We start from the raw sequence: 18,783 nt of genomic DNA on the forward strand, positions 1-18,783 counted from the left end.
CCTTGAGGCTGTTGAGCTGCTCGTTGGCCATGTTGAAGATCATGGACACGTCCTCGACCGCGATGGCGGTCTCGCGCTCGGGCTCGTCGGGAAGGGCGGAGAAGCCGGAAAGCGGGGTGGTGTTGACAACTTCGGGCATGGCTTCTCCTAAACGTAGAGGATGAACTTCTTCTCGCTCTTCTTGAAGATGAGCAGGCCGACGGCGAAGGTGACCACGGCCATGCCGAGGCAGATCAGATTCTCCTGGAGGCCGGGAACGGTGCCGTCGAGCAGAAGCTGGCGGAAGTACGAGACGTAGTGATACATGGGGTTAAGCTCCATGATGGGCATCATCCAGTCGGGAAGCACCACGACGGGGTAGAAAAGCGGGGTGGCATAGGTCCAGGCGGTGATCACGACGCTCCAGAGGTGGCACACGTCGCGGAAGAATACGGCAAGGGCCGAAAGCGCCAGGCCGAGGCCCGCCGAGAACAGCACGACGAACAGCAGCAGCACGGGCAGCATGAGCAGGCTCAGGCTCGGCGCCACCTTGAAATAGATCATGACGATCGCCACCGCGATCAGCGAGATGCAGAAGTTGACAAGCTGGAAGAGCACCTTTTCGATCGGGAATATCAGCTTCTCGATGCGTACCTTTTTGATGAGCGACGATGAGTCGAGGATCGACCACATGGCGCCTGTCGTGGACTCCGACATCAGGGCGAACAGGGTGTTGCCCAGAATGATGTAGAGGGGGTAGTTGGGAATGTCGAAGCGGAAGAACGTGCTGAACACGGCGCTCAGGACGATCATCATGAGCAAGGGGTTCAGCACCGACCAGACGACGCCGAGGGCGCTGCGGCGGTATTTGAGCTTGAAGTCTTTAGAGACGAGCGATGAGATGGTGAACCAGTTGCGCTTCAAGGTTGCCTTGTTTATCGCGTTGGACATGGCGTACCTGTGACTTTCTTATAGTTCGTCGGAATACAAACGAACCGAAATTATACCCCACGCGCCGCCGGCGCTGCATTCTTCATCGAAAGAGCTTCGAGAGAACGCAGCCGTCGGCCGGGCGCCCGCGTTCTTTGTCCTTTGACCGGAATCGTCATGTATGCAAAATTCTTGTCATATTTACGTATGTTCAAAATATTGATACCATTGATAAAAATGGAACATAGGCTGGCGGCCTTCGTGAACGCCAGGATGCACGACACATAAGGGAGGATGCGCGTGCTGACAGAAAACGAATTCAAGGTTCTTCGAGCCATCGTCCTTTCGCCTTGCGGCAATCAGCGTTCCCTTGCCGAGGCGGCGGGGGTTTCTTTGGGCAGCGCCAACAGGGCGCTGAAATCGCTTTCCGAACGAGGAATGGTGGAAGGCTACGAGTCTACGGAATCGGGTCGCGCGTGTCTCGACCGATACAGGGTCGATAATGCCGTGATTATGGCTGCGGGCCTCTCTTCGCGCTTCGCGCCCATTTCCTACGAGAAGCCCAAGGGCCTGCTCGTGGTGCGCGGAGAGGTCTTGATCGAGCGCCAGATCCGTCAGCTGCAGGAGGCGGGAATCACCGACATCACCGTGGTGGTAGGCTATAAAAAGGCCCATTTCTTTTATCTGGAGCGCGAGTTCGGCGTCAAAATAGCGGTCAATGACGAGTATGCTTCCCGAAACAACAACTCTTCGCTCATGGTCGTGCGCGAGCAGTTGGGCAATACCTATATCTGTTCGTCCGACGATTACTTCACGGTCAATCCTTTCGAAAAATATGTGTACAAGGCGTTCTACGCGGCTACGTTCGTGGAGGGCGAGACGAAGGAATGGTGCATCAAGCAGGGCGTCGGCGGACGCATCGAATCCGTTACGGTGGGTGGCAGGGATTCGCTCGTCATGCTGGGCCATGTCTATTTCGATCGCGCCTTCTCGCGCACGTTCGTCGATATCCTCGAACGCGAATACGACCTCCCCGCAACGGCCGACAAGCTGTGGGAGGAGATTTACGCCGACCATATCAAAGAGTTCGACATGGTGGCCCGTCCGTACGGTGACGACATCGTCCATGAATTCGATTCGCTCGATGAGCTGCGCGATTTCGACCCGTACTTCCTGCGCAATGTGGATTCCGAGGTCTTCGACAACATCGTCGCCGTGCTGGGCTGCGATGTCGACAGCATCCATGACGTCTATCCCCTGAAGCAGGGATTGACCAACCTGTCGTGCCATTTCGCGGTGGGCGATGACGAATACGTCTATCGTCATCCTGGCGCGGGAACGGAACTCATCATCGACCGCGAGGCGGAGTTGGTGGCGCAGTCGTTGGCCAAAGACCTCGGCCTCGACGATACGTACATCTTCGAAGATCCGTCGCAGGGCTGGAAAATATCGCGGTTCATTCCCGGATCGCGTCAGCTCGACCCATCTAACTCCGACCAGGTAAGGCGTGCGATGGAGATGGCTCGCGCCCTGCACGAGTCGCCGATGCAAACGCGCCGCGCCTTCGATTTCTACGATGAATCGAAAAAATATGCCGCACTTTACGAGGAAGCCAAGGGCCGTATCGACATAGAAGGCTTCCAGGAGATGGCCGCGAAGGCCGATCGTCTGAAAAAGCACCTTGAATCCGACGGCGCCAGGCGTTGTTTGACGCATAACGATTTCTTCTCATTGAACTTCTTGATCGACGAGAGCGACAAGATGTATCTGATCGACTGGGAGTATTCGGGCATGTCCGATTACGCGAGCGACTTCGGAACGTTCGTGGTGTGCAGCGAGCTGGACTACGAACGGGCTGAAGAGGCCCTGTCGTTCTATTTCGGCCGCACGCCTTCTTTCGAAGAACTTCGTCACAACTTCGGATACGTCGCCATGGCGGGCTGGTGCTGGTACGTCTGGTCGCTGTTCAAAGAGGCCCAGGGCGAGCATGTGGGCGAGTGGCTCTACATTTATTACCGATACGCCGTGAATTATCTCGACAAGGTCATCTCTTGGTACGAGAACGGCGCTGAGCAGGACGCATAGCGTCCGGGCGCGCATTCGAAAGACGATTCGATAGGAAGAAAGCGGGTTGATCGTGGAACAGCGTGTTGCCGAACTGCGTGAACAGCGCAGGAGAAAGTACTTCGTGAGGGGCCTGGCATTCGCCGTGGCCTCGGGCATCTGCTACGGTTTGTATACGGGGTTTCTCACGCTGGCTCAGACTCAAGGCGTTTGGGGGTCGTGGTTCGCGGGCCTCGAATGGGGAGAGGGGCAGGCTGCGCTGGGCGCCTTCGTCGTCGCCTTCGCCCTGGCGGCGCTGGCCGCGGGCCTCAACGACCTTATCAGCGGCGTGTGGTCGGTGGCGGTATGCGCCAAGAACCGCCAGGTCGGCGACTTGTGGAAGACGGTTAAGACGAAGCCGGGCCGCATCATGATGCTGTGCGCGGCGATCGGCGGTCCCTTCGCCACCATCGCCTACGTCATCGCGCTCAATTCGGCCGCCGCTGCGGGCAATCCGGGCGTCATCGTGCCGATCGCCGCGCTCAACTGCGCTATCGGAGCGGTTTTGGGCCGCATCTTCTTCAAGCAGAGCCTCGGCGCCCATAAGGTCGCAGGTATCGCCATATGCCTGTTCGCCGCCGCGCTGATCGGCGGAACAAGCTTCGCCGCTATGGGCCCCGGCGCATTCATGGGTTGCCTGTTCGCCTTTCTCGCGGCGTTCGGATGGGGTTTCGAGGGCTGCGTGGCGGGTTTCGGCACCATCTTGATCGACTACCGCATCGGCATCGCTATCCGCCAGGTCACAGCGGGCCTGCTGGAGCTGTTCGTGGTGTTTCCGCTGCTCATGGCCATCGGCGGCGGTCTTGATACGCTGCTCGCCGTTCTCGGCGCGGCTGTGACGAGCCCTGCGATGCTCTTCTTCCTCGTATCGGGCTTTTTCGCCATGCCTGCGTTTTCCTTCTGGTACAAGGGCAACTCGATGTGCGGCACGGCGCTCGGCATGGCATGCAACGGCATGTACGCCTTCTGGGGTCCGTTCTTCATCTGGGTTCTCATGGGATTGTGCAATATCGGCGGCATGGCGGCCGACTATCCGCCGCTGTCGGCCGTGCAGTGGATCGGCGCTCTGATCATGGTGGCGGGCATCTTCTGCATCGCGGTCGATCCTGCCGACCTGCTCCGTTCGAACAAGAAGAAAGGCTAGGCGCATGGGCAACGATTTGATTCCCCTGCATTACGCGATCATCGAGCACTTCGTCGCCGGCGGCGAGGATTGCGCCGCAGGCGTGGTGGCCGCTTTGGAGCCCGATTACGGCGGCTATAAGATGCTGACGAGCCGCGATGTCGAAGAGGCTCTGGCCACCGCGAAAGAAAACGGAATCCTCGACGAAGCGCGCTGCGATCTTGATGAGCGGGGCGAGCTGGTCATTTACTACCGCATCAACGACTTCGGCAAAGACATGGCCAGGCGTTACCTGGGCTAAGGAGGGCTGCGCCGCGCGGCCTGGAGGCCCCGCCATGGGATACAATGGCGCAGACGGTGTCGGCTCGCGTTTCCGGGAGGTCCCATGGCGCGTTTCAGGTCTGTTCTTCTTCCATCGATCGTCGCGTTGTCTGCGTGTCTGTTCGCCGCGAGCATTGCGTTCGCGAGCGCTTCTGCGGCCGAAAGCGTGCAGGGCGCGGATTCGATCGAATTCGTCTATACCGATACGGCGACGCTCGCCGCAGGCGACGCCCAGGTCGTCGCGGTCGTCCTCGCGGACGATGCGGCGCGTATCGCGGCGGCGCGCGCATCGTTCGTAAGAATCGAGGACGGCGCGTCGTTTTCCTATGGCGCCTCGGCATGCGATGGCGCCGGGGCGGTTTTCGATTTCTTCGTCGACGAGCCCGGGACCTACGTGCTCGAACGCGTGGCGTATACGCTTGCGGGCGAAAGCGTCGAATCGGTCGTCGACGTCGCATCCGACGGCGGCCGTCCGTGCTCGTTCTCGGTCGAAGGCGCCCGGATGCTGGGGCGGGACGCTTCGCATGAGGCCGTCTCCGTCTACACCCTTTCCGATGAAGGCGTACTCGAGAGCGCATCTTCTCTCGATGCCTCGCCGCTGCCCGTTTTGCGCGTTTTCGAGTCCGATGCGCCCGAAGGATCCGTCGTGCGTCTTTTGAATCGCGCGTCGGCGGAACAGGGGTCGATCGTGATCGCGCTCGATCCAGGGCACGGAGGAAGCGATCCCGGCGCCGTTGCGAACGGCCTCGAGGAATCCGAACTTAACTGGAAAATAGCGCAATACTGCAAGGCTGAGCTCGAGACGTATGCGGGCGTCGAGGTTATTATGACCCGCGGTCGAAACGAGACGCTCAATTCGCTGACCGAACGCGTCGATCGGGCTGTCGCTGCAGGCGCGAGCGTATTCGTGAGCATCCATATCAATTCCGCCGCGGCTTCCGCCCATGGTGCCGAAGTGTGGTACCCAAACGCCAGCAGTTGGAAATACGAGCAGACGCACGAAAAGGGCGCCGAGCTCGCGCGCGCGATTCTCGACGAACTGTCTACGCTCGGCCTGGCCGACCGCGGTCCGAAGGTTCGCGATTGGGCGGAATCGTCGTATGAGAACGGATCGACGGCCGATTATTACGGTGTCATCCGCCATGCGCGCAGGGCCGGCATTCCCGGTGTGATCGTCGAGCACGCCTTCATCACGAACGAAGATGACGCCGCGATGCTCGCCGACGATCGCATGCTCGAACGCATGGGTCGCGCCGACGCGCGCGGAATCGCCGAATCGTACGGACTGCGTACGAACGTCTCGTGGACGTCGGAGGGCGGGTCGCTTCGCTACCTCATCGACGGTTTGCCCGCGGCCGACGGATGGCTGTATGCGAACGGCTCGTGGTATTGGCTGGAAGGCGGCGGCTATGCGGTGTCGGGCTGGCGCTTCATCGGCGGCTCCTGGTATTACTTCGACCCTTCGACCTGCGCCATGCATCGTGCCTCGTGGCTCGAGCAGGGCGGCGCGATTTATCATTTGGCCTATTCGGGCGCGATGGATACGGGCTGGTTCACCGTCGACGGCGCGCGTTATGCCGCCGACGGCTCGGGCGTCCTGCTTTCGGGCTGGCAGTGCGAGGACGGGACCTGGCATTACTACGAGCCGTACGCGGCGACCGGTTGGCGCTTCCTCGACGGTTCGTGGTATTGGTTCGACAAACTCGGCGTCATGGCCACGGGTTGCGTCGCGATCGGCTCGGACCGCTATTGCTTCGCAGCCTCGGGAGCCATGCTCACGGGCTGGGTCCTCGATGACGCCGGAGCGTGGCATTACGCCGACGCTTCGGGTCGTACCGTCCTTTCGAATTGGGCGCAGATCGATGGCGCATGGTACTGGTTCGATGGGCAGGGCAGGGCCGTTACGGGCTGGCGGAACTTGGGCGGGACGTGGTACCACTTCGATCCCGTCACCTGCGCCATGGATACGGGCTGGTATTGTCTCGACGGCGTTTGGTATTACTCCGATTCTTCGGGAGCCATGCGCACCGGCTGGCTGCATCTCGGCGATGCATGGTTCTGGCTGGACGAATCGGGAGCCATGGCGATCGACTGGCGCAGCATCGCGGGTTCGTGGTATTGGTTCGACGGCAGCGGCGCCATGGCGTCGGGCATTTTCCGCGACTTCGCCGGCACGTTGTGGTTTGCGGACGATTCGGGCCGTCTTGTGCAAGGGTCGTCGGGCTGGCGCATGCAGGGAAATGACTGGGTCTACCTCAATGGCGACGGCTCGTTGCAGACGGGTTGGTTGTTTGCGGGCGGCTCGTGGTATTACCTGGCGGACGGCGGCGTCATGCAGACGGGATGGCTCGAGGTCGGCGGCGACCGATACTATCTTGCGTCCTCGGGCGCCATGGTTACGGGCTGGGTGCTTGTCGATGGCGTTCCGTGCTTCTTCGATTCGTCGGGGCGCTACGATGCCGACGCCATCGGGCGTCTCGAGCCGGTGATGGGCGCGCCGTCCGCTTCTAAGTCGGCGGCGGTCGACGCCATGGTGCGCGCGTACGGACGGTCGGGGGCCGCCTATCCTGCGGATGAGCTTTCCCGCGGCGGGGCGGCGACGCTGCATGATTTCTGCGAAACCATCTATAACCAAGCCGTCGCGGAAGGCGTTCGTCCCGAGGTTTTGTTCTGCCAGGCTATGAAGGAGACCGGCTGGTTGCGTTTCGGCGGCGACGTGGCGATCGGGCAATTCAATTTCGGCGGCCTCGGCGCGACGGGCGGCGGCGTTGCGGGGGAGAGCTTCGCGAACGTCGCGCAAGGGCTGCTTGCCCAGGCACAGCATCTGAAGGCATACGGTTCCGATGCGGCTTTGAGCCGCCCGTGCGTCGACGGGCGCTTCTCCTACGTTAAGAGGAATACGGCTCCGTATGTCGAATGGCTCGGCATACCCGATAACCCCTATGGCGGAGGCTGGGCCGCCGCTCGGGGCTACGGATACGATCTAGCTGCTATGATGGATGAGTATTTCGCCTGATTTTCGAATGTCTTAGGGGTGGGACGCAGGCGACGTCGAATCGAGGCACCGAAGGGCGTTTTCGCATGACACGCGCTTCGGGTCGCATCGCATGAGGAGGGATCATGGAGAAGGCGAAGATGAAAGGCCGTCCTGCGATTCTCGCGATCGCGCTGGCGGCGACGTGCTTCGGCGCGGGCGGCGCATACGCCGATGACGCGGCGCCGCTTGCGCCGGCGCCCGACCGGGCCGTCGAGCACGCGGCTTCCGTCGAGGGATCCCCTGAGGTCGAGAGCGTGGCGAAGGGGGATGCCGCCGAAACCCCCGCGCCCGTCGTCTTGCAGAAGGGATGGAACCTGGTCGACGGCCGCTGGTATTGGGCGGGCGAGCAGGGAGGCGCTCCGGCGACCGGATGGCTGTTTCTCGACGGGTATTGGTTTTGGCTCGAGCCCCAGGCGGGCGGAGCCATGGCGACGGGCGCTTTCGAGGCCTACGGCCATCGCTACGCCGCCGACGCCTCGGGCGTCATCATCATGGACGGCTGGGGACTGTATGACGGAATGTGGTACTACGCCGACGCCTCGGGCGTATTGCGCACCGGATGGGTGTATGCAGGCGGCGACTGGTATTGGTTCGACCGGGCGACGGGCGCGATGGCCCATGACGCGTGGCTCGACGAGGGCGGCGTGCGCTTCCGTCTGGGCGCCGACGGCGTCATGGCCACGGGCTGGGTGTTCGCGGACGGCGGCTGGTACCTGACCGACGCCACCGGGGCCCTGCAGTACGGTTGGGCCTTCATCGATGGCACGTGGTACTGGCTCGACCCCGAACAGGGCGGCCTTCTCGCCACGGGCCTGTTCGAGGTGAACGGCTTTCGCTTCTGCGCGCCTGCGGGCGGCGCCGTGGCGATCGACGGATGGTGCTTCTTCGAGGGCCGCTGGTATTATGCCGACGGTTCCGGCGCGCTTGAACGCGGCTGGCTGAACGCCGGCGGCAACACGTATTGGCTCGATTCGGAAACGGGCGCCATGGCCACGGGTTTCGTGGAGCAGGACGGCAAGCTGTACTGGTTCGACGGTTCGGGCGCTTTGGCCAAGGGGTCGGTCGTGGTGGACGGCGTGCTGCGCTTCGCCGACGACACGGGCGCCGTGCGCTTCGACGCGGCGGGCTGGCAGAGCGTCGACGGCAGGACGTATTACGCGGGAGAAGACGGCGTTTTGGTCACGGGCTGGTTCGAAGACGGCGGCAAGACGTATTGCTTCGATGCCCGCGGCGTCATGGATACGGAATGGATGCTGCGCGACGGCGTGTGGTACTGGCTCGGTTCCGACGGCGCCGTGAAGACGGGCTGGCAGAACATCGGCGGCTACTCGTTCTATTTCGACGAGGAAACGGCGGCCATGGCCACGGGTTGGCATGAAGCGAACGGTTCCTGGTACAAGTTCGACGGCGCGGGTTTCATGCAGACGGGCTGGATCGACGAGGCGGGTTCGTGGTATTACTGCCGCGACGACGGCACCATGGCCACGGGGTGGCAATATATCGGCGGCTCATGGTATTGGATGGATCCTGCCAGCGGCGTCATGGCTACGGGCTGGCTGCAGCTGGATGACGGATGGTATTGGCTGCGCAGCTGGGGCGCCATGGCCACAGGCTGGGTTTACACGGACGGCTCCGCCTACAAATTCGACATGAGCGGCCGCTGGGTCGAAAATACCGGGTCGGTGCTCGGCGTGTCTCGCACGAGGCTCGTGGAGTGGCTGTGGTCGCATGAGAACGATTGGTATTACTGGGGAACGGCGTATTCGGGCGGTTTGAGCCCCGACACATGCATGTATCCCAACGGCGCCCCGCGTTGGGACGGCTTCGTGGGAATGAATTGCACCGGCTTCGTCGCGCACGCCTATGCGACGGCCGGCGGTGCGGGCGACCTCGACGCCATCGGCTGGACTCAGAGTTACTCGCCTTGGCCGACGGGCCCCGGCCGCGGCGGCTACGTCAATGCGTGGCGGTGGTACGGCTATGCCGTCGAACACGGTGCCGAGATGTATACCTTCGACAGCGTGGCGAGCATGCTCGCCAGCGGCAAGGCCGATAAGGGCGATATCATCTTCTTCAAGACCAACGGCGCGATCGACTGCCATATCGGATTCTTCTGGGGCGACACTCCGTACGAGAACAGGATGTGGCATCAGATCTATCCGCAGAATTGCATTTCGGCGTGCTTCAACAACGCCAATAAATCCGAGCTGTATCAGCAGACCGTCCTGATCAAGGGCTGCTGGTGATCAAGAGATGCGAAGGGCCTCGTGATGGGACGAGGCCCTTCGTTTGTTTCGGAGGCGATGTCCGCCAATCTGCGATGCCGCGGCGCGTCAGCGGGAATGCGCGGCTCGGTCGAGGTAGAAATCCTGCAGCCAAGCGGCCGTCGTTTCGATATCGAATCCCGCTTCCCTGACGCCTTCGACGAACGCGTCGCGGCAGACGGGTCGCTCGTCGAGTTTCGCAAGCGCTGTATCGGCCCATATCTCGGCGCCCTGGTCGAGGTCGAGGAAGGAGGCCGCGTCGCTTACGCGGGCGATGGCCGGAACGCCCGTCGACACGACGCAGGGAAGGCCCGACGCCTGGGCTTCGACGACGGCCATGCCGAGTCCTTCTTTGAACGACGTGAACACGAACACGTCGAAGGCGCATAGCACGCGGGCCACGTCGTCGCGCACGCCGAGGAACACGACGTCGTCTTCGATTCCGAGCTCGCGCGCATAGGCGCGCACGGCCCCGTCGTCGGGCTTGCCCGCCAAGACGAGCTTCGCGGCCGGTTCGCGACGCAGGATGCAGGCGAAGGTTTCGAGTAGGAAACGGTGGTTCTTCACGGGGTCGAATCGGCCGACGTGGCCGAATACGGGAACCGATTCGTCGATGCCCATATCATGGCGCAATGCGCGGCGCGCTTCTTCGTCGAAGCGATAGGCGGCCAGGTCGATGCCGTTGTTGAGCACATGGAAACGCGCCTCGTCTTCCACGACGTCTTTTCCGAAGCGGTCGATGCCCGCCTGGCGGGAGCATGCCATGAAGTAATCGGCATTGCGCCGCACCGGGCGCGATTCGATGCGAAAGACCGCCTCGGCGAGCGAGAGCGGATAGTTCTGTGCGTGGGAATGCGCGACCGCGTATATGCCCCTTTTGCGCGCCTCTTTGAGATAGATGGCGGCGGGCAGGCCGATATGGCCGTGCACGATCGGAAACTCGTCGTGATCATCGAAGAACTCGACGCACGCCTTGCGGTATGCATGGCGGTTCGCGATCGTATAGCGTGGAATACGATAGATGCGTCCTCCGCGTGCGATGATCTCGTCGTCGTAATCGCCTTCGTCGTTGACGAGGAAGTCGAATTGGATACGGTCGACGTCGCAGGCTCGGTAGAGGTTCATGAGCATGCTTTCGGCGCCTGCACGATTCATCGCGCCGATGACATGCAGGATGCGAACGGGGTTATTGCTCACGGGGTGCCTCCTGCTTCTTTTCGCGGGCGGATTGTTTGCGGGTGGCGGACACAAGGGCGAAGGTCAGATACGCGACGCCGGCGACGCATGCGCCGATACCCGCGAAGCTGACGCCGTTCATGTCCCAGATATTCACGCACGCCACGCTCAGGGGAATAACGGCGATAAGCGCCACCACGTTGCCGATGAAGTTGGCCTTGAAATCGCGCAGCGCGATAAGCAGGTCGCCGAAAAACCATAGGAATGCCGTCGCCGACGTGGCGATGAGCACGGGGTAGAGCAGATAGACGTGCTCGGCGATGCTTTGGCCGAATAGCAGCACGAGTACAGGCTCTCCGATGAACAGCAACACGACCCAACACACGACGGTCACGGCGATGATGGACAGCACGGTACGAAGCAACAGCTTGACGAAATCGCTCATCTTCCCGTCGAAGAAGTGTTTGGGGAAGATGTCGAGCAGCGGTCCGTACAGATACGTCGCGCCCATTTGCACGATCAGCGCGGGCGCTGCGACCGACGAATAGATGCCGAGTGCCGCATCGCCGCCGACCATGGAAAGATACTGCTTGGGAATCGTGAAGATCGCACTTGCCGCGACGGCCGCGATGACGGCGGGAAGCGAGGTCTTCAGGAAGAAAAGGGCCTTTTTGCGGGTGAGGTGCAAGGCGATGGGTTCGAATTGCCGGGTCTTGCGCATGTCGAAGAGCAGAAAGACCAGGGCGACGGCCATAGTCATGGCGACGATGGCGAGGTTGAGGTCCTGCGTCGGGTAGAAGACGACGGCGAAGGCCGCGATCGACGCGACGCCTTGCAGCATGAACGACTTGCCGATGTAGTCCATGCGGCGGTGCTGCTGGTCGGTGCCGTGCAGGACGTCGATAAGCAGGCCGACGCCTTTATAGATGAAGAACAAGGCCACCGTTATGATGGCGTGGGGCGGGCAAGTGATCAAGGCGTAGGCGATGCAGGCCGCGAACGACAGGCCGAGCGTGAGGCATCGGAACGCCAGGTACTCGGCCAGCGTGTTCTCGCGGTGAATGTCCGAGATCTGGTAGGTTCCCATTTTGTAATTGGCGAATGTGCCGAAGATGCCGACGACCGACATTGCTAGCGAAAGCAGGCCCGCCGCATCGAATCCGGACGAGAGGCGTACGACGAGGACCGTGATGAGCCACTGGCATCCCAGATAGAACATCGAACCGATGGAGTTCCACAGGACATTCGCTTTGAGGGAGAGCTCCCGAGGTTTGTCTTTTTGCATTTCGGCCATCGCTTACTTCCCGTCGATCGCGTATGCTTCGGGGAAATGCACGTGGCGTTCGCTTTCGGGCGGCAATGCCTTCCAGTCTCCGTAGTTGAGCGCGAGATATTCTTCCGCGCGGTTCGGGATAGGCAGCATACGGCCTTCGAAAGGCGCCCTTCGAGGAGGGAAGAGCAGGGAAGCCTCGATGATGTTCGCGTCTCCGAGCAAATCGCAGACGTATCCCTCCTCGCGCGATGTCGAGGCATCGACTCCGGTGATCGCGGGCATGTCGATCGCGTCTTTTTCGAGAAGCCGATTGAGATGCGATACGTCGAAAAGCGCTCTCGCGATCGGGCAGGCTATCTTTTTCACCAGTTTGATAGCAGGTGTCGACCCGACGGATGAATCGGCCACGGCGAAGCTTCGTTTCAGGCCGATGCGCTCGTGCTTGCGCATGAGCGCATCGAGCTCCTTTTTCGAAGACAGGTCGACTTGTTCGAGAGGGAAGATGTCGACCCACAGTCCGATGGGGTGGTTTTTGCCGACGAACGTTTCGTACGATTCGGTGGCGGGGTCGACCAGCTTGAAGAATTGATAGATCGAACTTTCGTCGCGATGCGTCAAAAGCCTGTAGGGGCTTTCGATTCCGTCTTGGAACAGGTCATAGAGTTTCTCGTAGTCGTCGCGCGGCATGAAGACGTCGATATCGTCGTCCCAGGGTATGAAGCTTTCGTGGCGCAGCGCGCCGAGGCAGGTGCCGTAGGCGAGCAGATAGGTCAGGTCGTGCTCGGCGCAGATGCGGTCGAGCTCGAGGAGGATATTCAATTCGATCGATTTGATTTCGTCCGAGGATAGGCGTTTTTTCACGAAGCCTCCTGAAAAGGGCATGAAGCCATGCACGGTGTTTTTTGTCATGAACCACTTATGATAGAGAGAATGTCGTCGAAATGGCGGATGGGAACAAAAACAACAGCAAGGCGTGACTTTCGTTCGCGTTCGTTATCGGGCGGCTTCTTCATGAAAAGGGTTCGGCGAGCCGTATGCGCCGCTCTTACCTCTATAATGCTTCGAAGACAGAGGGCCGCGTCGGCGAGAGCGGCGATATCGACATGAACGCAGCGCGCTTTTTCGGCGCCGCCGCGCGTTGAGAAATGTTTGGAGTGACCGTTATGAATGACGCCGAAGCGTTGAAGAAGTTGCAAGAAACCGAGTTGGATATCCTGCTCGTTATCGCCGCGTTCTGCGAGGAGCGCGGTATCGAATGGTTCATGGATTCCGGAACGGCGCTCGGCGCCATGCGTCACGGCGGGTTCATCCCGTGGGACGACGATATCGACATCGGCATGATGCGCGGCGATTACGAGCGCTTCATCGAGCTGGCGCAAGACGGCCTGCCCGCGGGCTATTCGCTGCAGACCTTCGATAACAACGAAACCTTCGCGGGCCTGTTCGCGAAGGTATACAAGGAAGGCACGGCGTTTCATACGAAAGAGACGATCGAGGCGGGATGCGACCAGGGCATCTTCGTCGATGTCTTTCCGTACGACGTGCTGGCGGCCGATGCGGGCCAGCGCGCCCGCCAGCTGAAGACGGCGCGAACGTGGCAATCGGCCTCTTACCTCTATCATGCCAAGACGATCACGGTTCCGCACAAAGGATTCATGGGCGCCGTCGAGCGATTCGGATGCCGTATCGCGCACTATCTGGTGCGCGTATTCACGAATAGGCAGGCGATCGAGCGTCGCTTCGACGCGTCACGGGTTTTCGAGGGACCGGCGTCCGACGAAGTCATGCTGCTTTCGTGGCCTACGATGAAGCCGTGTCGCGTGCAAGACATGGTTCCTCCCTCGACAGCGTCGTTTTGCGGCCACGACCTTCCGATCGCGGCGAAGCCCGAGTTGTATCTTGAGAACATGTATGGCGACTGGCGCACGATTCCCGATCCCGAAAACCGCCGTACCCATCTGCCCGAGTTCCTCGATTTCGGCGACGGATCCGTGTGGCATGCGGGCGGTGCTGCTTGATGGCCGACGTGAAGCGCTTCGCGATATTCTCGGCGCAGTTCCTTCCCAATATCGGAGGAGTGGAGAAATATACCGACAATCTGGCCCGCGAGCTTGCGCGACAGGGGCACGAGGTCGTGGTCGTGACGACCGATGCGGCGGCGCCCGCAGGCGCCACGACGGTCGCGCCGGGCGTCGAGGTCGTGCGCCTTCCGTGCTTCCCGCTGATCGCGGGCCGCATGCCCGTTCCCCGCAAGAACGGCGAATTCAACCGTCTTTGGAACGACGTATGCGCCCGCTCGTATGACGGCGTGCTTGTCAACACTCGTTTCTATCTGCATTCGCTGCTCGGGCTGAAGCTCGCGAAGCGGCAGGGCCTGCGTGCGGTGGTGTGCGAGCACGGGTCGGCGTACCTGACATTCGGCAGCGCGCTGCTCGACAAGGCCGTCATAGCTTACGAACATGCGATTACGGCGCGCGTCAAGCGCTACCGCCCCGATTTCTATGCGGTTTCGAGCAAAGGCCTCGACTGGCTTAAGACGTTCGGCATCGAAGGCCGCGGCGTGCTGAGCAACGCGATCGACGCGGACGCGTTCCGTGCGTCTTCGTCGGGACGGTCGTTTCGCGCGTCGTTCGATATAGCCGACGAGAGGCTGCTCGTGTCGTTCGTCGGCCGTTTCATCCCTGAAAAGGGCGTGGATGCCTTGATCGAAGCGATGGGCATAATAGAAGCGAAAGGCGTACCCGCGACGCTCGTCATGGCGGGTACGGGCCCGCTCGAGGAGCGCATCCGTACGGCAGGGCTTTCTAACGTCGTCGTGGCCGGGAAGCTGTCGGCGTCCGATGTGGCGGCGCTGATGGACGAATCCGACCTTTTCTGCCTTCCGACCAGGTCGGAAGGTTTCTCGACGTCGTTGCTCGAAGCGGCCGCGTGCGCGACGCCCGCGCTGATCACCGATGTCGGCGGCGTGGCCGAGATGATTCCCGACGAGGCGTATGGAACGGTGCTCGCCGATGCGCGTCCCGCTACGATCGCCACGGCGATCGAGAAGGCTGCCGATGAAAAAGGGCGCCTCGCAAAGCAAGGCGCCCTCAGTTTCGAGCGCGTGCGCGCCCTGTATTCGTGGGAATGCACCGCCCGCGCCGTTGCCGACGCGTGCCAGGATGCTAATCGATAGCCTCCTGGTCGCGGCGCGCCCGCTCGTTGCGGTCGAGCGCCACTTCCTGGACGAGGGAATCGAGCTTCGCGCGCATGAGCGAGACCTTCGCGGTCAGCGAGAAGATGCGGATGAGCAGGATGGCGATCACGCACAAGAACACGAAGTTGGAAGGCGATTCGAAGCCGAGGATGCCGGCCAGGCCGTATGAGACCTGAGGAAAAGCAGCCAGCACGACGAGCAGGGCGATGAAGAAAAGCCAGAAGATGGAATCCGACGCTTCGAATTTCGATTTTCTGATCTTGCGCACCACGAAGTACAGGACCGCGACAGCGCTGACGACCAGGAATACGCGCAAAGTGATATTCACGGCTAGCTCCTAAACCACTGGACGAACAGGATGGAAATGCAGGTGCGCATCATGTATTCGATCGACCTGGTGAAGGTGAGGTAGCTTTCGCCCGCCTGGCGTTCGCGCATGCTCACCTGGACTTCGCGCACGACCGCGCCTTTTCGGGCGAGGTAGGCGATGGAGTCGGGCTCGGGTCCGAAGTCGGATTTCGCGCTGAAGCGCTCGATCATCTTGCGGTTGTACAGGCGCATGCCCGACGTGGGGTCGGAAATGGAGGCGCCGGTGGTCAACTTGATCATAGCCGAAATCAAGCGCGAGCCGATCATGCGCATCGACGCGGACTTCTTTTCCGTCACGAAGCGCGAGCCGATTACGATGTCGGCGCCGGTGCGCTCCATCTCGTCGGCGAGCTTTTCGATGTAGGCGGGGACGTGCTGTCCGTCGGCGTCGAACTGCACGGCGGCGTCGTAGCCGTTGCGCAGCGCGTATTTCATGCCTGCCTGGAAGCCGCCCGTCAGCCCGATATTGACGGGAAGGTCGATCATATTGAAGCCATGTTCGACGCACAGGCTTTTGGTCGCGTCTTTCGATCCGTCGTTGACGACGACGTAATCGTATTGGGGGGCGGCCTGCCTGAGCTCGGCGACCGTCTGGACGATGCAGTCCTGCTCGTTGTATGCGGGGATGATTACAAGAAGTTTCATTGGTCCATCTTCTCGGTTGAGTACGTAACTGTCTATGGTATCACGTGTTATGAATATAGCGAAGCACCCATGCGGGGACAAGCGCGATAGGCATGGTGTATATTTGAACGGTTAGTGTTCATTCATCCGCCCTGCATCCTTGACCGCCGCCGATGCGAAAGGGAGGGCCGCAAGGCGGTCCGCGGTATCGACCAGAGGTAGGTTTTTCGAATATGTGGACTGGTTTTTTCGTCGCGATGCTGGCGGCTGCCGTGTTTTTGTACGTGCCTGGCTTCTGCGCGCTCAAGGCGTTGCGAATGGAATCGGTCGTCGCGTTCTGTTGCGCCCCGCTTGCGAGCATTCCGCTGTATACGGTGCTCTCCACCGTCTATCCTTCGTTGGGCGTATTCGCTTCGTGGAGCAGCTTGTTCGTGCCTGCGACGGCGGCGGGCCTTGTGGCCTGCGCCGTTTCTTTTTTCGCGACGCGGCACCGCGCGCCGCGCTTTGCGCGTACCGATTCGTGCGGGTCGTTTCTCTCCGGTCGGCTTTCTGCCGACTGGTCGATTCTGGCGGCGTATATCGTTGTCGGCTTCGTTTCGACGGGCATGCTCTTCGTCGGCAACCTCGCCTCGCCTGAATCGTTTCTGCAGTCATGGGACAACGTGCATCACCTCAGCTCCGTTCAGGCTTTCTTCGAATCGGGCAATTACTCGTCGTTCACGACGAGTTCGTATGCCGCGCCTGTCGACCGGGCTATCGACCCGTTCGCTTTCGATTCCGCGTTCTATCCTTCGGCTTGGCATTGCATCGCCGCCATGGCGATGGGCGCTTCCAGTGCTTCTTGCGCGGCGGCCATCAATGCGGTCAATGCCGTGCTTGCGGCGGTGGTGCTTCCTGCCGGCATGTTCGTGCTGCTGAGGACCTTGTTCTCGGGAAGGCGCGCAGTCGTTTACGCCGGCGCGTTCGTAACTACGGTCTTTGCGGCGTTTCCCTGGGGGTTTCTGACTTTCGGCCCGTTGTATCCCAATCTTCTTTCCTATGTGCTCATTCCTGCGGCAGCGGCGATGTTCGTCAAGGTTTTCGCTCCCAAGGAGGCCGCATGGCAGCGTGCCGTATTCGTTTGCGTGTTCTTCCTGGGCCTGGTGTCGTTGGCGATTTCTCAGCCTAACGCTGTATTCAGCCTCGGCGTGTTCCTCGCGCCGTATTGCGTCGTGTTGGCGATGCGCATCGGAGATTGCGCCAAGATTTCCGACCGCGCCCGCCCCGTCGCCAAAGTCGCCTTGGCGGTGGGCGCCGCGCTCGCGATCGCGGGTGTTTGGTGCGTTATGTACAAGATGCCGTTTTTGGCTGCCGTGGTCGGCTTCGATTGGCCCGCCAAGACCGGCCCCGTCCAGGCCATCGCCAATATCGGCTTGCTTTCGTTCATCGAGACGCCTGCTCAGCCCCTATTGGCCCTTCTTGTTGCCGTCGGCATCGTCGCGGCGCTTGTCGACCGCTCTCGCCGTTGGGTCGTATTTTCATACGCGTTCGCCTGCGTTATCTATTTCTTCGATATGGCCACCGACGGATTCCTGAAGCACCTGCTGTCGGGCTTTTGGTATACGGACCAGTGGCGCACGGCGGCGATGGCGGCTTTGTTCGCCGTTCCGCTAGCTGCATGGGGCGCGGCGACGGTCGCCCGCGGCGCGAAAGCGATCGTCGTGCGTCTGACGGCACCGGGCGATAACGCGTTGCGTTACGGGCGCTGCGTCCTGGCGGCGACGCCATTGGTTCTGGCGGCGCTCATCGCGTTTCCTTCATTCGATTTCGCAGGGTCGCATCGCATCGAGACCGCATACACTACGGTGGGAGAGCGCGTCGAGACGCAGAACGCCGACGTTCCCCTGAACTTCTTGGGCGACGACGAGCGCCGATTCGTCGAACAGGTACGCGAGATCGTTCCCGAAGACCAGGTGCTCATCAACGAGCCCGACGATGGCAGCGTGTTTTTATACGGTCTCGACGGTGTAAGGATCTATTATCGCTATTTCACGGGTTACGGCCTCGAATCGGGGGAGAGCACGGACAGCTTCCTGATTCGCGGTCATCTCGACGAAATCGCGTTCAATGAGGAAGTGCGCGAAGCTGTCGATAATATCGGGGCCGAATACGTGCTCGTGCTCGACCAGGGCGATGTCGAGCCGTGCGGGCCCGCAGGCGAGAGCAGGCGTTTCCTTCCGTATCACGGCGTGCATAAAGAAGCGTGGCAGGGCATCGTCGAAATCGACGACGAGACTCCCGGTTTCGAAACGGTGCTCAGCGAGGGCGATATGCGTCTCTATCGCATCGTCGCCTAGTCCCTGCGCCTCCGAGCATGCTACCCTGTATCCGTTTTTCGATTCACCGAGA

Annotated in this window: 14 protein-coding genes; 8 read left to right on the forward strand and 6 right to left on the reverse strand. The window is 61.1% G+C overall.

Translation table 11 applies throughout. The features are described 5' to 3' along the window. Positions 1-147: 147 nt before the first annotated feature. Positions 148-930: an ABC transporter permease gene (locus Q6E04_RS07955; protein WP_303250246.1), complete on the reverse strand. Its 783-nt coding sequence runs from the start codon at positions 928-930 to the stop codon at positions 148-150. A gap of 273 nt (positions 931-1,203) precedes the next feature. On the opposite strand from Q6E04_RS07955, the gene Q6E04_RS07960 reads away from it, so the two are divergent. The 5 genes from Q6E04_RS07960 to Q6E04_RS07980 all read left to right on the forward strand — a co-directional run bounded on the left by Q6E04_RS07960 (position 1,204) and on the right by Q6E04_RS07980 (position 9,739). Then, positions 1,204-2,994 carry a phosphotransferase gene (locus tag Q6E04_RS07960; RefSeq protein ID WP_303250247.1) on the forward strand — a complete coding sequence of 597 codons (1,791 nt, stop codon included), beginning with the start codon at positions 1,204-1,206 and terminating at the stop codon, positions 2,992-2,994. A 52-nt stretch (positions 2,995-3,046) separates the two neighbouring features. After that, on the forward strand, positions 3,047-4,156 hold the full coding sequence (locus tag Q6E04_RS07965) for a hypothetical protein (RefSeq protein WP_303250248.1): 1,110 nt from the start codon (positions 3,047-3,049) through the stop codon (positions 4,154-4,156). Positions 4,157-4,160: 4 nt separating this feature from the next. Beyond that, positions 4,161-4,436 carry a hypothetical protein gene (locus Q6E04_RS07970; protein ID WP_303250249.1) on the forward strand — a complete coding sequence of 92 codons (276 nt, stop codon included), beginning with the start codon at positions 4,161-4,163 and terminating at the stop codon, positions 4,434-4,436. 84 nt (positions 4,437-4,520) lie between these two features. Then, entirely contained in the window at positions 4,521-7,472 is a 2,952-nt protein-coding gene (locus Q6E04_RS07975; RefSeq protein WP_303250250.1) for an N-acetylmuramoyl-L-alanine amidase, read from the forward strand. Between the two features lie 104 nt (positions 7,473-7,576). Further along, entirely contained in the window at positions 7,577-9,739 is a 2,163-nt protein-coding gene (locus Q6E04_RS07980; RefSeq protein ID WP_303250251.1) for a hypothetical protein, read from the forward strand. A gap of 87 nt (positions 9,740-9,826) precedes the next feature. On the opposite strand, the gene Q6E04_RS07985 is transcribed toward Q6E04_RS07980, so the two are convergent. From Q6E04_RS07985 to Q6E04_RS07995, 3 genes are read right to left on the reverse strand one after another with little or no spacing between them, the layout of a single operon-like run. Further along, positions 9,827-10,954 carry a glycosyltransferase gene (locus Q6E04_RS07985; RefSeq protein WP_303250252.1) on the reverse strand — a complete coding sequence of 376 codons (1,128 nt, stop codon included), beginning with the start codon at positions 10,952-10,954 and terminating at the stop codon, positions 9,827-9,829. Next, positions 10,944-12,227: a lipopolysaccharide biosynthesis protein gene (locus Q6E04_RS07990; protein WP_303250253.1), complete on the reverse strand. Its 1,284-nt coding sequence runs from the start codon at positions 12,225-12,227 to the stop codon at positions 10,944-10,946. Before Q6E04_RS07990 ends, Q6E04_RS07985 begins: the two co-directional genes overlap by 11 nt. 3 nt (positions 12,228-12,230) lie before the next feature. Further along, a complete protein-coding gene (locus Q6E04_RS07995; protein ID WP_303250254.1) occupies positions 12,231-13,067 on the reverse strand; it encodes a phosphorylcholine transferase LicD in 837 nt (278 codons plus the stop codon). A 302-nt stretch (positions 13,068-13,369) separates the two neighbouring features. On the opposite strand from Q6E04_RS07995, the gene Q6E04_RS08000 reads away from it, so the two are divergent. Together Q6E04_RS08000 and Q6E04_RS08005 are read left to right on the forward strand one after the other, a co-directional pair. Continuing rightward, a complete protein-coding gene (locus Q6E04_RS08000; RefSeq protein WP_303250266.1) occupies positions 13,370-14,224 on the forward strand; it encodes a phosphorylcholine transferase LicD in 855 nt (284 codons plus the stop codon). Further along, a complete protein-coding gene (locus Q6E04_RS08005) occupies positions 14,224-15,381 on the forward strand; it encodes a glycosyltransferase family 4 protein (protein WP_303250255.1) in 1,158 nt (385 codons plus the stop codon). The genes Q6E04_RS08000 and Q6E04_RS08005 overlap by 1 nt, the downstream gene beginning before the upstream one ends. On the opposite strand, the gene Q6E04_RS08010 is transcribed toward Q6E04_RS08005, so the two are convergent. Together Q6E04_RS08010 and Q6E04_RS08015 are read right to left on the reverse strand one after the other, a co-directional pair. Next, the gene (locus tag Q6E04_RS08010) at positions 15,371-15,730 is read right to left on the reverse strand and encodes a DUF2304 domain-containing protein (protein WP_303250256.1); all 360 of its coding nucleotides are present in this window, start codon (positions 15,728-15,730) and stop codon (positions 15,371-15,373) included. The two genes, Q6E04_RS08005 and Q6E04_RS08010, sit on opposite strands and share 11 nt — an antisense overlap. 2 nt (positions 15,731-15,732) lie before the next feature. Continuing rightward, positions 15,733-16,416 carry a glycosyltransferase family 2 protein gene (locus Q6E04_RS08015; protein WP_303250257.1) on the reverse strand — a complete coding sequence of 228 codons (684 nt, stop codon included), beginning with the start codon at positions 16,414-16,416 and terminating at the stop codon, positions 15,733-15,735. A gap of 236 nt (positions 16,417-16,652) precedes the next feature. On the opposite strand from Q6E04_RS08015, the gene Q6E04_RS08020 reads away from it, so the two are divergent. After that, entirely contained in the window at positions 16,653-18,731 is a 2,079-nt protein-coding gene (locus tag Q6E04_RS08020; RefSeq protein ID WP_368656410.1) for a DUF6541 family protein, read from the forward strand. Positions 18,732-18,783: the final 52 nt, after the last annotated feature.

Source organism: uncultured Slackia sp. (assembly GCF_959608125.1).
Classification (GTDB): Bacteria; Actinomycetota; Coriobacteriia; order Coriobacteriales; family Eggerthellaceae; genus Slackia.

Bases quoted from the DNA above. Each gene is read 5' to 3' on its own strand.
- Q6E04_RS07955 (WP_303250246.1), bottom strand. From the start codon at position 930: ATGTCCAACGCGATAAACAAGGCAACCTTGAAGCGCAACTGGTTCACC.
- Q6E04_RS07960 (WP_303250247.1), top strand. From the start codon at position 1,204: ATGCGCGTGCTGACAGAAAACGAATTCAAGGTTCTTCGAGCCATCGTC.
- Q6E04_RS07970 (WP_303250249.1), top strand. From the start codon at position 4,161: ATGGGCAACGATTTGATTCCCCTGCATTACGCGATCATCGAGCACTTC.
- Q6E04_RS07975 (WP_303250250.1), top strand. From the start codon at position 4,521: ATGGCGCGTTTCAGGTCTGTTCTTCTTCCATCGATCGTCGCGTTGTCT.
- Q6E04_RS07980 (WP_303250251.1), top strand. From the start codon at position 7,577: ATGGAGAAGGCGAAGATGAAAGGCCGTCCTGCGATTCTCGCGATCGCG.
- Q6E04_RS07990 (WP_303250253.1), bottom strand. From the start codon at position 12,227: ATGGCCGAAATGCAAAAAGACAAACCTCGGGAGCTCTCCCTCAAAGCG.
- Q6E04_RS08000 (WP_303250266.1), top strand. From the start codon at position 13,370: ATGAATGACGCCGAAGCGTTGAAGAAGTTGCAAGAAACCGAGTTGGAT.
- Q6E04_RS08005 (WP_303250255.1), top strand. From the start codon at position 14,224: ATGGCCGACGTGAAGCGCTTCGCGATATTCTCGGCGCAGTTCCTTCCC.
- Q6E04_RS08015 (WP_303250257.1), bottom strand. From the start codon at position 16,416: ATGAAACTTCTTGTAATCATCCCCGCATACAACGAGCAGGACTGCATC.
- Q6E04_RS08020 (WP_368656410.1), top strand. From the start codon at position 16,653: ATGCTGGCGGCTGCCGTGTTTTTGTACGTGCCTGGCTTCTGCGCGCTC.